The 13,534-nt window shown below is 44.6% G+C and carries 9 protein-coding genes; 7 read left to right on the top strand and 2 right to left on the bottom strand.

What is annotated here, in order from left to right; genetic code table 11:
* Positions 1-63 precede the first annotated feature (63 nt).
* The 6 genes from ilvC to ilvA all read left to right on the top strand — a co-directional run bounded on the left by ilvC (position 64) and on the right by ilvA (position 7,000).
* Complete coding sequence (gene ilvC, locus AZE41_RS17895; RefSeq protein WP_067212335.1) at positions 64-1,098, top strand: ketol-acid reductoisomerase; 1,035 nt, start codon at positions 64-66, stop codon at positions 1,096-1,098.
* The gene (locus AZE41_RS17890; RefSeq protein WP_067212332.1) at positions 1,085-2,626 is read left to right on the top strand and encodes a 2-isopropylmalate synthase; all 1,542 of its coding nucleotides are present in this window, start codon (positions 1,085-1,087) and stop codon (positions 2,624-2,626) included. The genes ilvC and AZE41_RS17890 overlap by 14 nt, the downstream gene beginning before the upstream one ends.
* Positions 2,627-2,830: 204 nt before the next feature.
* Positions 2,831-3,931, top strand: a complete 1,101-nt coding sequence (leuB, locus tag AZE41_RS17885; protein WP_067212328.1) for a 3-isopropylmalate dehydrogenase — start codon at positions 2,831-2,833, stop codon at positions 3,929-3,931.
* Between the two features lie 35 nt (positions 3,932-3,966).
* Complete coding sequence (leuC, locus tag AZE41_RS17880) at positions 3,967-5,376, top strand: 3-isopropylmalate dehydratase large subunit (protein ID WP_067212325.1); 1,410 nt, start codon at positions 3,967-3,969, stop codon at positions 5,374-5,376.
* A gap of 19 nt (positions 5,377-5,395) precedes the next feature.
* The gene (gene leuD / locus AZE41_RS17875; RefSeq protein ID WP_067212323.1) at positions 5,396-5,986 is read left to right on the top strand and encodes a 3-isopropylmalate dehydratase small subunit; all 591 of its coding nucleotides are present in this window, start codon (positions 5,396-5,398) and stop codon (positions 5,984-5,986) included.
* Between the two features lie 36 nt (positions 5,987-6,022).
* On the top strand, positions 6,023-7,000 hold the full coding sequence (gene ilvA, locus AZE41_RS17870; protein WP_156476086.1) for a threonine ammonia-lyase: 978 nt from the start codon (positions 6,023-6,025) through the stop codon (positions 6,998-7,000).
* A gap of 167 nt (positions 7,001-7,167) precedes the next feature.
* Here the strand turns inward: ilvA and AZE41_RS17865 are convergent, their stop codons facing one another.
* Both AZE41_RS17865 and AZE41_RS17850 read right to left on the bottom strand, forming a co-directional pair.
* The gene (locus AZE41_RS17865) at positions 7,168-9,786 is read right to left on the bottom strand and encodes a collagen-like repeat preface domain-containing protein (RefSeq protein WP_269465603.1); all 2,619 of its coding nucleotides are present in this window, start codon (positions 9,784-9,786) and stop codon (positions 7,168-7,170) included.
* 873 nt (positions 9,787-10,659) lie between these two features.
* Positions 10,660-11,745 (bottom strand): tetratricopeptide repeat-containing glycosyltransferase family 2 protein, encoded by a 1,086-nt coding sequence (locus AZE41_RS17850; protein ID WP_067212293.1) that lies wholly within the window; start codon positions 11,743-11,745, stop codon positions 10,660-10,662.
* 356 nt (positions 11,746-12,101) lie between these two features.
* Here AZE41_RS17850 and AZE41_RS17845 point away from each other — a divergent pair, with 356 nt between their 5' ends.
* Positions 12,102-13,433 carry a sodium/glutamate symporter gene (locus tag AZE41_RS17845; RefSeq protein ID WP_067212290.1) on the top strand — a complete coding sequence of 444 codons (1,332 nt, stop codon included), beginning with the start codon at positions 12,102-12,104 and terminating at the stop codon, positions 13,431-13,433.
* The last annotated feature ends 101 nt before the right edge of the window (positions 13,434-13,534 follow it).

Raw genomic sequence — 13,534 nt, 5'->3', positions numbered from 1 at the left:
GCGCTGGAGTCTAGACAGCATTATACAAACTAAAAAAAACCAACTATTAGGAGGAAAACAATTATGGCTAAAATGTATTATAACCAAGATATCAACGAAGGACTTTTGAAAGATAAACTAGTAGCAATCATCGGGTACGGATCACAAGGTCATGCACATGCGCAAAACCTAAACGATTCTGGATTTAATGTTGTTGTGGGTGTTCGCCCAGGTAAATCATTTGATCAGGCAAAACAAGACGGACTAAACGTATTGACTGTGCGTGAAGCTGCTGAAAAAGCGGACGTTATCATGATTCTACTTCCGGATGAAAGACAAAAACAAGTCTATGACGAAGAAATCGAACCGGCACTTAAAGCAGGTAAATCACTTGTTTTCGCACACGGATTCAACGTTCACTTCGGTCAAATCGTTCCACCTGCTGATGTTGACGTATTCCTAGTTGCACCAAAAGGACCTGGACATCTCGTTCGTAGAACATTCGAAGCAGGCGCAGGTGTTCCAGCATTGTTCGCAGTGTATCAAGACGTTTCAGGCCAAGCGAAAGACGTAGCTCTTGCGTATGCAAAAGCGATTGGATCAGCACGTGGCGGCGTACTTGAAACGACGTTCAAAGAAGAAACTGAAACAGATCTATTCGGTGAACAAGCGGTACTATGTGGCGGGTTGACTTCACTTGTTAAAGCAGGTTTTGAAACACTAGTAGAAGCAGGTTACCAACCAGAACTTGCTTACTTCGAAACATTGCACGAAACAAAACTGATTGTCGATCTTATGTATGAAGGCGGAATGGCAGGCATGCGCTACTCAATCTCAGACACAGCTGAGTGGGGAGATTTCGTTTCAGGACCTCGTATTGTTGACGCGGATACAAAAGCGCGTATGAAAGATGTACTAACAGACATTCAATCAGGTAAATTTGCGAGAGAATGGATTGCAGAAAATGAAAATGGGCGTCCGAACTTCAATCGATTTGAAGAAACAGAAGCACAACATGAAATTGAAGTAGTTGGCAAAAAGCTTCGCGCAATGATGCCTTTCGTCAACGAAGGTGCGAAATCAAAAGAGGAAGAAGTGGTGGGTAGTGCGAAAAATTGACATATTTGACACAACACTTCGGGACGGTGAACAATCTGCAGGTATTAACCTAAATACAGCGGAGAAATTAGAAATTGCACGACAGCTTGAAAAATTCGGGGCAACAATCATCGAAGCAGGGTTTCCTGCTTCATCCCCCGGTGATTTTGAAGCAGTGCAACGTATTGCAAATATAGTGAAAAAGTCGACGGTAACTGGTCTTGCCCGCGCAATGAAAAGCGATATCGAAACATCTTGGGAAGCACTTCGCGGTGCGGAACAACCTCATCTACATGTGTTTTTAGCAACTTCACCTATCCATATGGAATATAAGCTTCAGAAAACACCTGACCAGGTCGTCGAAATTGCAGTAGAAGCTGTAAAATATGCCCGCAAGTTCTTCCCGCAAGTTCAATGGTCTGCGGAAGATGCATTCCGTTCAGATCGGGAGTACTTAGTACGCATCATCAATCAAGTAATTGCAGCTGGCGCATCAGTTATTAACATTCCTGATACGGTCGGCTATGCAACACCTCAAGAATACGGTGCATTATTCAAGTTTTTGAAAGAAAACGTGACCGGTATCGATAAAGTGAAGCTTTCTGCACATTGTCATGATGACTTAGGCTTTGCTGTAGCCAACTCAATTGCAGCGATTGAAAATGGTGCGGACCAAGTCGAAGGTACAATCAATGGTATTGGTGAGCGGGCAGGAAATGCTGCGCTTGAAGAAATTGCTGTTGCACTCCATATCCGCAAAGACTATTACGGATTGGAAACAGGTATTAATCTACACGAAATTAAACGCACAAGCCAGCTCGTCAGCCAATTGACAGGCGTTGTCATTCAGCCAAACAAAGCAATTGTTGGTAAGAACGCATTCGCGCATGAGTCAGGAATTCACCAGGATGGCTACCTAAAAAATCGCCAAACATATGAAATCATTACTCCTGAATTAATTGGAGATAAAACTGAACCGCTTGCGCTAGGAAAACACTCTGGCAGACATGCATTTAGTGACCGTGCTATTTCAATGGGCTTCGATCTTAGTGCTGAGAAGTTAAATGAAGCGTTTGTCGAATTTAAGAAACTTGCAGACCGTAAAAAAGAAATTACAGAAGATGATCTATTTGTATTATTTACAGATCAACAAATTCAAAATAATGATGTACCTGTTTATAAATTTAAAGATGTTCAAGTTCAGTATGCAACTGCGAATGTTCCATCTGCAACCGTCACGGCTGTTAATCCGGACGGGGAAACGGTCACTGCGACAGCAACAGGTTCGGGATCAGTTGAAGCGATTTTTAATACGTTGGAACTACTTGTTGAAGGCGAAGTTCACATTCTAGATTACCGTGTAACATCGATTGGCAAAGGACGCGATGCACTCGGTGAAGCGGTAGTTAATCTAAGTATTAACGGTGAAGTATCTATTGGACGCGATGTCGCGCAGGACGTATTGGGTGCATCTGCTAAAGCATACTTTAATGCCATCAACAGACAATTGGTCAAAAAGCAATCAAAAACAAAAGTAACTGTGATTTAACCAGTTACATTGAACAAATAAATACCTATACAAACTAAGCGAAGGCGCCTTAAAGGGGTAGCCGAAGCAATAAGACTAGTGGCGAAGCTGCTTGGCTTATGGCGGGAGGCATCCCCAGCGTCGAAGCGAAGTCAATGGAATTTTTATTTCAACTTAATATAGTGAGCATAAATAGATTCAAAAACAATAAGGAGGAGAAGTTCTATGGAGAAGAAAGTAGCAGTATTACCAGGTGATGGAATCGGCCCAGAAGTGACTGAAGCAGCAGTGAAGGTACTTGAAGTGATTGCAAGACGTTTTAGCCACACCTTCCATGTAGAGTACGGAGTAATTGGCGGCGTTGCAATTGACAAACATCAAAATCCACTTCCAGATGAAACGGTAGCACTATGTGAAGCGAGTGACGCGGTACTTCTCGGTGCTGTAGGGGGTCCGAAATGGGACCAAAATCCATCAGCGTTGAGACCGGAAAAAGGACTACTTGCGATTCGGAAACATTTCGACTTGTTTGCTAATCTTCGGCCTGTGAAAGCTGTACCATCCTTACTCCATGCATCTCCTCTAAAAGAAGAAGTGGCAAAAGATGTAGATATGATGATCGTCAGGGAATTGACAGGTGGTCTTTATTTCGGAGAACCAAGTCGTCGGACGGCAGATGCCGCAGTGGATTCACTCGTTTATACACGCGAAGAGATTGAACGTATTGTTGTTAAAGCGTTTGAAATTGCTCGCTTACGTAGAGGGAAAGTAGCTTCTGTTGATAAAGCAAATGTACTTGAAACGAGTAAGCTATGGCGTGAAGTTGTTGAAGAAAAGAAGAAAGCATATCCAGATATTGAAGTGGAGCATATGTTAGTCGATTCCACTGCTATGAAATTGATTACAAATCCGGCAGCATTTGACGTTGTCGTAACGGAAAATATGTTTGGAGACATTCTAAGTGATGAGGCATCTGTAATCACAGGGTCACTTGGCGTACTTCCGTCAGCAAGTATCCGTTCGGATGGTTTTGGATTATACGAACCAGTCCACGGTTCCGCGCCCGAAATTGCAGGACTTGGTTTAGCAAATCCAGCTGCAGCGATTCTATCCGTTGCAATGATGTTGAAGTATTCATTCAACCTAGACACGGAAGCATCAGCGATTGAAGAAGCAGTTAACACAGTGTTCGAAGACGGTTTCTTCACAGCCGATCTTGTAGAACCGGGTAAACGGGTTTTATCGACAAAAGAGTGGACGGACAAAGTCATTGACGAACTTGATACACAATTCGTCTCGAATAGCATTATGTTTTCATACGTTTAACCATATTCAATTGATCAGAGAGGAAGGGCTGCCATATGGCGAAAAATATCATCGAGAAAATCTGGAATCAGCATATCGTCTACGAAGAACAAGGGAAGCCTGATTTGCTCTATATCGATCTTCATTTACTACATGAAGTGACTTCTCCGCAGGCGTTTGAAGGGCTGCGACTTGCGAATCGTACCGTGCGCAGACCCGATCTCTGTTTTGCAACCATGGATCATAACGTTCCGACACGAAACCGTGATGAGATTAAAGATCCAATTGCTCGGAAACAAATAAACACATTACAAACAAATTGTGATGAATTTGAAATCCCACTTGCAAATATGGACCATCCAGATCAAGGAATTGTCCATATAATCGGGCCAGAACTTGGACTAACACAGCCTGGTAAAACAATTGTCTGCGGCGATAGCCATACATCCACACACGGGGCGTTCGGAGCAATTGCATTTGGCATCGGAACTAGTGAAGTCGAGCATGTCCTTTCGACACAAACATTGTGGCAATCAAAACCGAAAACAATGGAAATCCGCATTAACGGTAAACTTGGATTCGGTGTTACCGCAAAAGATGTCATTTTAGCAATTATCGCCAAATTCGGAATTGATATGGGCACAGGTCATATTGTTGAATTTACGGGTGAAGCAATCCGTGATTTGACGATGGAAGAACGGATGACCGTTTGTAATATGTCCATTGAAGCAGGGGCGAAAGCTGGTTTAATAAGCCCAGATGAAACAACTGTTGCTTACTTAAAAGGACGCAAATATGTTCCCGAAGGTCAAGAATTTGAAGCGGCAGCTGCACACTGGCTATCGCTTGCAACAGATGAAGGTGCAGCCTATGATACGATTCTTGAAATGAATGCAGATGAAATCGAACCATTTGTGACTTGGGGAACAAACCCTTCAATGGGTTCTGGTATTTCAGCGAACGTTCCCTATGCGAAAGATTTTGAATCAGAATCGGATAAAGACGCATTGAAACAAGCACTAACGTATATGGGGCTTGAAGAAGGTGCTCCGCTGAAGTCGATTGATATCCAGCATGTCTTCATTGGTTCATGCACAAATGCAAGATTGAGTGATTTACGTGCAGCGGCAAAAGTGATTGCAGGGAAGAAAGTCCATCCATCTGTCACAGCAATTGTCGTTCCTGGTTCACGCACTGTTAAAAAACAGGCAGAGGATGAAGGATTAGATTCGGTATTTCTTGAAGCTGGATTCGAGTGGCGGGAATCGGGTTGCAGTATGTGCCTAGCAATGAATGATGATGTAGTTCCTGTAGGTGAACGGTGCGCTTCAACATCTAATCGAAATTTCGAAGGACGACAAGGGGCAGGGGCACGGACACATCTTGTAAGTCCGGCCATGGCAGCAGCTTCAGCAATTGCAGGCCATTTTATAGATGTACGGGAATTGGAAGCTGTTCATTCATAATTGAGGAAAGGATGATTAGATGGAACCGATTAATGAAGTTGTTAGCGTCATAACGCCGCTCGATCGTAAAAACGTCGATACCGACCAGATTATTTCGAAAGAGTTCTTGAAACGAATTGAGCGAACAGGGTTTGGAAAATATTTGTTTTATCACTGGCGACATAATGCTGATGGAAGCGAAGTTCAAGATTTCGTACTGAATGATGAGCGGTTCAAAGGATCTAAAATCCTCGTTGCTCAAGAAAACTTTGGGTGCGGCTCCTCTCGTGAACATGCACCGTGGTCGATTTTAGACTATGGATTCAATGTCGTCATCGCGCCAAGCTATGCGGATATCTTCTATAATAACTGTATGAAAAACGGTTTGCTTCCAATTAAATTAACAATGTCGGAAGTAGAAGAGTTGTTGGCAAGTGGGCAAAAAGATCCTTACTCAGTAGAAGTTAATCTTGTTAAACAGTCGGTGACAGGGCAGGATGGCAAGTCCTATTCGTTTGATATCGACCCGTACTATAAAGAAATGTTATTAAATGGTTGGGATGAAATATCCTTGACTTTCCAATATGAAGAACAAATTTCTAACTATGAAAAACAACATCAAAACGCGTAAACATTAACTTAAAAGGGAGATGGTGTAATTGGGAATTTGTATGAAACAGCGCGCTTATTCGAAGCATTTGAACGCTTAACTGAAATTGTTCACCGCACACCTATTAAACAATCGGAGACATTGAATGAATGGACACAATCCGAAGTGTATTTGAAACTTGAAAACTTACAGAAGACAGGGTCGTTTAAAGTACGCGGCGCGTTCAACAAAATTTCTCAACTGACAGCAGAAGAATGTGCGAAAGGTTTACTTGCGGCTTCTGCGGGAAATCATGCACAAGGTGTTGCATTGGCAGGACGGAAAGTGGGCGCCAGAGTTACAATATTCATGCCTGAAACGACTCCAGCGGCAAAAGTGGCTGCTACCCGGAAATACGGGGCAACTGTTAAGCTAGTTGGGAAAAATTTCGATGAGGCTTATAAAGCCGCTCGTACTGAACAACTGGCAACAGGTGCAACGTTTATCCATCCTTTCGATGATATAACAATTATTGAGGGTCAGGCAACGGTTGCGATGGAAATGCTGCAACAGCAACCGGACTTGGATACAATTGTTGTACCAGCAGGTGGTGGAGGACTTTTAGCAGGGACTGCACTTGCTGTGAAAACAATACGGCCTTCGGTAAAAGTGATTGGCGTTCAGGCCGCAAATGCACCTGCAATTGCTTCGACTTATCACGGTAGAAAAAGTAATCTGACTCACTTTTTACCGACGATAGCAGAAGGGATTTGCGTCAGAGAACCTGGTAAAGTAACGATGGATATCATTCACAATTATGTAGACGATATGATTACAGTGACGGAACAAGAAATTTCATCAGCCATTCTTTTCATGTTAGAACGCGAGAAAATGCTTGTTGAAGGAGCGGCAGCCGCAGCGGTTGCTGCTGTCTTGAATAAGAAATTACCTGTTTCATCTAACCGAATCGGTGTTATCGTTTCGGGCGGAAATTTTGATGTTGGTAAGTTAGGGAATTGTATAACGGAATGTAATGACTCTGTACTTAATTTCTAATGGAAATGCAGTTTTTATAACACAATAAGGATCATCGTGATAATTACTATTTCGAACAATATAATTTTTTAAAAAGCCCCTTTCATTGTGAAATGAAAGGGGCTTAACTTTTGTATTTGGTGTCTATGAGCTTTATTTAGAATTGTATTTCCGTACATTTTAATTTATTAGTTGATTGTCAGACCTGCACTTGCTGCACCTTGTATGAGGCCTACTAAAGGAGCACTTGCGGAAAACACCATTAGCAAACGATCTCCAAGGCTTACTGGAAATGAGAAACCACTGGCAGTGCCAGTTTGTATAGCACCGACTGTTAATCCGGTGAATGTTAGATTTACTTTAACGCCAGTTGCGCTGTAGGTATTGCTATTTCCAGTTGCACGATATACTTCTGCACTAACTACTGTCGTCCCTAGACTTAATGCCACGTTACTATTAAAGTATGCTGATATAGCTGTGAGGGTTCCTGCACGAGGAGCCATAAAGGCAAAGTTACTTAGAATTGGGAGTGTTATTGTAGCACCAAGAGCTGTAAGACCTGCTATGGAACTCCCGAATCCTATAACAGAAGGAATACCAACTGCTCCCAAGAGTAACGTAGTCAATGCCATTGTTGAGGTTCCAGTTGCAAATGGAATTATCGTACTGTTACCATTAATGCCATTAGTTCCCGTAGGCCCAGTAGCACCGGTTGTTCCGATAGTTCCAGTGACACCGGTTGGTCCAATCAGTCCGACGGTACCGGTAGCTCCAGTAGCGCCGGTTGCTCCAATCAGCCCGGCTGTGCCAGTAGCTCCAGTTGCGCCAGTGACACCGGTTGGTCCGATCAATCCGGCGGTACCAGTAGCTCCAGTAGCGCCCGTTGTTCCGGTAGCTCCAGTAGCCCCAGTAGCGCCAGTAGTTCCAGTAGTTCCAGTCGCACCGGTTGCTCCAATAAGCCCGGCTGTGCCAGTAGCTCCAGTAGCGCCAGTGACACCGGTTGCTCCAATCAGTCCGGCTGTACCAGTAGCTCCAGTAGCGCCAGTGACACCGGTTGCTCCAATCAGTCCGGCTGTACCAGTAGCTCCAGTAGTTCCAGTGACACCGGTTGGTCCAATCAGTCCTGCGGTACCAGTAGCGCCAGTAGCGCCAGTAGCTCCAGTAGCACCCGTTGCTCCAGTGGCACCAGTAGCTCCAGTCGCGCCAGTAGCTCCAGTAGTTCCAGTGGCTCCAGTTGCGCTAGTAGCTCCAGTCGCACCAGTAGATCCGGTAGCTCCAGTAGCTCCAGTAGCTCCAGTCGCACCAGTAGATCCGGTAGCTCCAGTAGCTCCAGTAGCTCCAGTCGCACCAGTAGATCCGGTAGCTCCAGTAGCTCCAGTCGTTCCAGTTGCACCAGTAGCTCCAGTAGATCCGGTAGCTCCAGTGGCTCCAGTTGATCCAGTAGATCCAGTAGATCCAGTAGATCCAGTAGATCCGGTAGCTCCAGTGACACCGGTTGGTCCAATCAGTCCGGCGGTACCAGTCGCTCCAGTAGCGCCAGTTGCGCCAGTAGCCCCAGTAGCTCCGGTTGGTCCAATCAGTCCGGCGGTACCAGTAGCCCCAGTAGCGCCAGTAGCTCCAGTCGCACCGGTTGCACCAGTAGTTCCAGTAGCACCAGTAGCTCCAGTAGCTCCAGTAGATCCGGTAGCTCCAGTAGCTCCAGTGGCACCGGTTGGTCCAATCAGTCCAGCGGTACCAGTCGCTCCAGTAGCGCCAGTTGCGCCAGTAGCCCCAGTAGCTCCGGTTGGTCCAATCAGTCCGGCGGTACCAGTAGCCCCAGTAGCTCCGATAGCTCCAGTAGCTCCAGTCGCACCAGTAGATCCGGTAGATCCGGTAGCTCCAGTAGCTCCAGTCGCACCAGTAGATCCGGTAGCTCCAGTAGCTCCAGTCGCACCAGTAGATCCGGTAGCTCCAGTAGCTCCAGTAGCTCCAGTAGCACCAGTCGTTCCAGTAGCACCAGTAGCTCCAGTAGATCCGGTAGCTCCAGTGGCTCCAGTTGCTCCAGTAGATCCGGTAGCTCCAGTAGCTCCGGTAGCACCAGTAGTTCCAGTAGCTCCAGTAGCTCCAGTAGCTCCAGTAGCTCCAGTAGCTCCAGTAGCTCCGGTAGCTCCAGTAGCTCCAGTAGCTCCGGTAGCTCCAGTCGCTCCAGTGGCTCCAGTTGCGCTAGTAGCTCCAGTCGCACCAGTAGATCCGGTAGCTCCAGTAGCTCCAGTCGCACCAGTAGATCCGGTAGCTCCAGTAGCTCCAGTCGCACCAGTAGATCCGATAGCTCCAGTAGCTCCAGTAGCACCAGTAGATCCGGTAGCTCCAGTAGCACCAGTAGCTCCAGTAGCACCAGTAGCTCCAGTAGCACCAGTAGCTCCAGTCGCACCAGTCGCTCCAGTGGCTCCAGTGGCTCCGGTTGGTCCAATCAGTCCGGCGGTACCAGTAGCACCAGTAGCACCAGTAGCACCAGTAGCACCAGTAGCTCCAGTAGCTCCAGTAGATCCAGTAGCTCCAGTAGCTCCCAGTAGCCCCAGTAGATCCGGTAGCTCCAGTAGCTCCAGTAGCCCCAGTAGCTCCAGTAGCTCCGGTAGCTCCAGTAGCTCCAGTAGCTCCAGTAGCTCCAGTAGCCCCAGTAGCCCCAGTAGCTCCAGTAGCTCCAGTAGCTCCGGTAGCTCCAGTAGCTCCAGTAGCCCCAGTAGCTCCGGTTGCCCCAGTAGCCCCAGTAGCTCCAGTAGCTCCGGCTGCCCCAGTTCCCCCGGTAGCTCCAGCTGCTCCAGTCGCACCAGTAGATCCGGTAGCGCCAGTCGCACCAGTAGATCCGGTAGCTCCAGTCACGCCAGTAGCCCCAGTAGCTCCAGTTACACCAGTAGCTCCGGTTGAGCCAGTCGCACCAGTTCCTCCAGTAGCTCCGGTAGCTCCAGTAGCACCAGTAGCACCAGTAGCACCAGTAGCTCCAGTAGCACCAGTAGCTCCGGTAGCTCCAGTAGCTCCGGTTGCCCCAGTAGCCCCAGTAGCCCCAGTAGCTCCAGTAGCTCCGGCTGCCCCAGTTCCCCCAGTAGCTCCAGCTGCTCCAGTAGCACCAGTAGATCCGGTAGCTCCAGTAGCGCCAGTAGCGCCAGTAGCGCCAGTAGCTCCAGTCACGCCAGTCGCACCAGTTCCTCCAGTAGCTCCAGTTGCACCAGTCGCACCAGTAGCCCCCCTGTGTCCTCTTTTACAACAACATGGATCGATATTGCATTTGTCATGTTTAACACATTCATAACATTCATTACATTTACAGCATTTATTGCATTTATTACATTTTCGTTTATTGTAATCATAATAATTCATTTTTTCACCCCCTTTCTGTAACATCCTATTCGAGCAATAGTTGGGGGGACGGGCAATCAACTACGTGCATAAAATAATAGATTAGGAAATGCCACAGAGAGGGCGGGAGATTTCTTTAATATTTATCCAGGTTTATTAAGGAAAGGGCTTTGGTTTTGAATATGCTCGCCATCTTGGACACTGATGCCCCCAACCAACTAGCCGCTCCGACAAGTTGTCGAAGCGGCTAGTTAGTTAGATATATGAAGCTACTGAAAGTAGTTCTTGAATGAATTTCAACTGTAGGCTACACAAATACTCATTCTGCTGGCTATGTGTATTGACTCTTAAATTTTCTCCTGATTATTTTTAATTACTTCATCTAAATATGTTTTATTTTTCATTATACTGTCATTATTTGGTTTGTATTTTCGGGCTAATTCATTATGATGATAGGCTTTGTCGTACTGTTTTAAGCGATCGTAAAGAACACATAATTGAAGATTGGGTAGCCAAGTAGAAAATGAGGTGTTTTGAAAGCCTATCTGTTGATGATTTTCATAAAGGAACGCTTGACTATACCAGTGGATAGCCTCGTGGTTTTTAAATTGTTCCATAAAGTAATACCCGAGTCGGCAACACGCTTCGGGACGAGGAACGTCATAGGCAAGGGTTCGTAAGGTAGAACTAAGTTCTTTATTCTTGTCATTTAATTTATGGTAGCAGTCAGCCAGTCTGAAACACGCCCTAATATTGTCTTCAATCCAGCCCAGTTTCGAATCTAAAAACTCCTCATAGTAAAGGACTGCTGTTTCAAAATCACTATGATCCATCAATTCATTGGCGTAATAGAATGTATCACGGGGGGACAATGTTTTCCCTGAAGCTAACAACTTTTTATAGATCGTGATATTACGTTCACTATCATGGCTTAAAGGGGAGTGGGTAACTGCTACATCACTATCGAATAGATTTCCTGACACGGAAAGAAACTCGTGTACCGCTCCTATCCATTTAAACTCATTTACTTTTTTTACTAGACGATATCTCCTCAAAAGGGAGGTCACGTTGCCTTCATGATCAAAACTTAAATGGTAATTCATTGAAACAGCATCAATCGTTGGTTGTAAGGATTGTTTCAATAACTTGAACTTTTCCTGATCTTCAGCTGTAAATACATCATCCGCATCGAGCCAAAGAACATAATCCATTGTTGCTTGTTGGAATGAGAAATTCCGTGCAGCTGAAAAATCGTCAATCCACTGAAAATCAAAAATTCGATTGGTGTACTTATTTACGATTTCTTTTGTTCGGTCGTCAGACCCTGTATCCACAATATTGATTTCATCCACTAACTCGCAAACAGAATCTAAACATCTACCTATTACTTCCTCTTCATTTTTCACAATCATACACAAACTTATCGTTATCACTTTTTATCCCTCCAAGCTTCCTTCTATTTATATGCAGTCTCTAAAATTTTGACGAACAAATTGCTGTCGAATGTTACGAATATATATATATTTTATGTAGGAAATATTCTTGAAAGTCATTTAATGATGATGAATATATTTCTTTATTTAAAAGAGTTTTTAGTTAGTTTCCAATTGTGAATTCATTAAGGAATTCTAAGTAGTCCGTTAAATTTACTAGAACTTTAATAAATGTTATTGTAATATGAGTTGATAAAAAATATGCTTTTTATATTCGTGTAATCGGTTACATAGATGTTAAGAAAGGGGCATTTAATTCAGCAAAAAAATAATGTATAGATTAGGAGAATAGTTATATGGATTTTTCACCATGGGTTTTATTTACGGATATCGGTTTGATATCATTGCTTCTGCTTGTAGGGACGATTATTCGAGCAAAGGTTAAGTTCATCCAGCAAATGTTTTTGCCGGCCAGTATTATTGCGGGGCTTCTGGCTTTGCTGTTAGGGCCGAATGGTTTCGGAATTTTGCCGTTTTCAGATCAAATGAAAGTCTATCCGGCAATCTTAATAGCAGTAATATTTGGAACGCTGCCGTTACTATCACCACGGATTGACTGGAATGCGATTAAGACAAGAGTCGGGAGCATGTGGTCGTACTCTCAACTTGCAATGGTATTAATGTGGGGTGGAGGATTGTTATTCGCACTTCTACTGATTAATCCATTTTGGAATGTACATGACGGTTTCGGTTTGTTACTTGCAGCCGGCTTTGTAGGGGGACACGGAACTGCAGCGGCAATTGGTGCGACATTTGAGCAAAATGGCTGGGAAGAAGCGACTTCTTTGGCTATGACATCTGCCACTGTAGGGATTATGAGTGCGATTCTAATTGGGATTCTCTTTATTAAATGGGGGTCTTCGAAGGGGCATACATCATTCCTTGCTTCGTTCAAAGATTTGCCTGACGAGATGAGAACGGGATTAATCCCGCCAGAATCTAGAACGAAATCTGAAACAGATACGGTATCGTCGATTTCGATTGATCCATATGTTTTTCACCTGTCTATCATTACGATTATCGCCATGGGCGGTTATTATTTAAGTGAATTAGGTGCAATGCTATTACCAAGCGTTGTTATACCGGCATTTTCACTGGCATTTCTTGTTGGATTGTTCGTGAAGAAGATATTGAATTCGACGGATACGGATAAATATGTCAGTAAGGATGTTGTGTCAAGAATTAGTGGAAGTGCAACGGATATTCTCGTTGCATTCGGAATTGGTTCAATTAGTATTTCAGTCGTACTTGATTATGCTGTTCCGTTAATTTTGTTATTTGTGTTTGGTCTTGTGTATGCATTTTTATTCTTCGCAGTATTTTCGAAGAAGTTTTTCCCGGAATACTGGTTTGAAAAGGGGATATTCACATGGGGCTGGACAACAGGAACGGTCGCTATGGGTATGGCGCTACTTAGAATCGTAGATCCAAAATCGGAAAGCAAGACGCTGGATGATTACAGCTTGGCCTATATACCAATTGCGCCGGTTGAAATTATGCTCGTGACATTTGCTCCGATGCTTGTATTGAACTCACAAGGATTTGTCTTTGTTGCTATCACATTTGCATTTGCATTCGTTATTTATCTGATGGCAATTAAATATAAATGGTTGAATAGAAAAGCATAATGAAACAGGGTCCCAGCAGTCGAATGACAGCAATGGGGCCCTTTTTTTTACTGAATAGCAGTCAACCAATAAGCGACACCAAGTAGTGTGTGCCTTGTCGC

Source organism: Sporosarcina psychrophila, from assembly GCF_001590685.1.
Classification (GTDB): domain Bacteria; phylum Bacillota; class Bacilli; order Bacillales_A; family Planococcaceae; genus Sporosarcina; species Sporosarcina psychrophila.
This window is presented reverse-complemented; position numbering and strand designations above follow the sequence as displayed.

Excerpts from the sequence above, each read along its gene's own strand:
- leuC (WP_067212325.1), top strand. The coding sequence starts at position 3,967 with ATGGCGAAAAATATCATCGAGAAAATCTGGAATCAGCATATCGTCTAC.
- ilvC (WP_067212335.1), top strand. The coding sequence starts at position 64 with ATGGCTAAAATGTATTATAACCAAGATATCAACGAAGGACTTTTGAAA.
- AZE41_RS17845 (WP_067212290.1), top strand. The coding sequence starts at position 12,102 with ATGGATTTTTCACCATGGGTTTTATTTACGGATATCGGTTTGATATCA.
- leuD (WP_067212323.1), top strand. The coding sequence starts at position 5,396 with ATGGAACCGATTAATGAAGTTGTTAGCGTCATAACGCCGCTCGATCGT.
- leuB (WP_067212328.1), top strand. The coding sequence starts at position 2,831 with ATGGAGAAGAAAGTAGCAGTATTACCAGGTGATGGAATCGGCCCAGAA.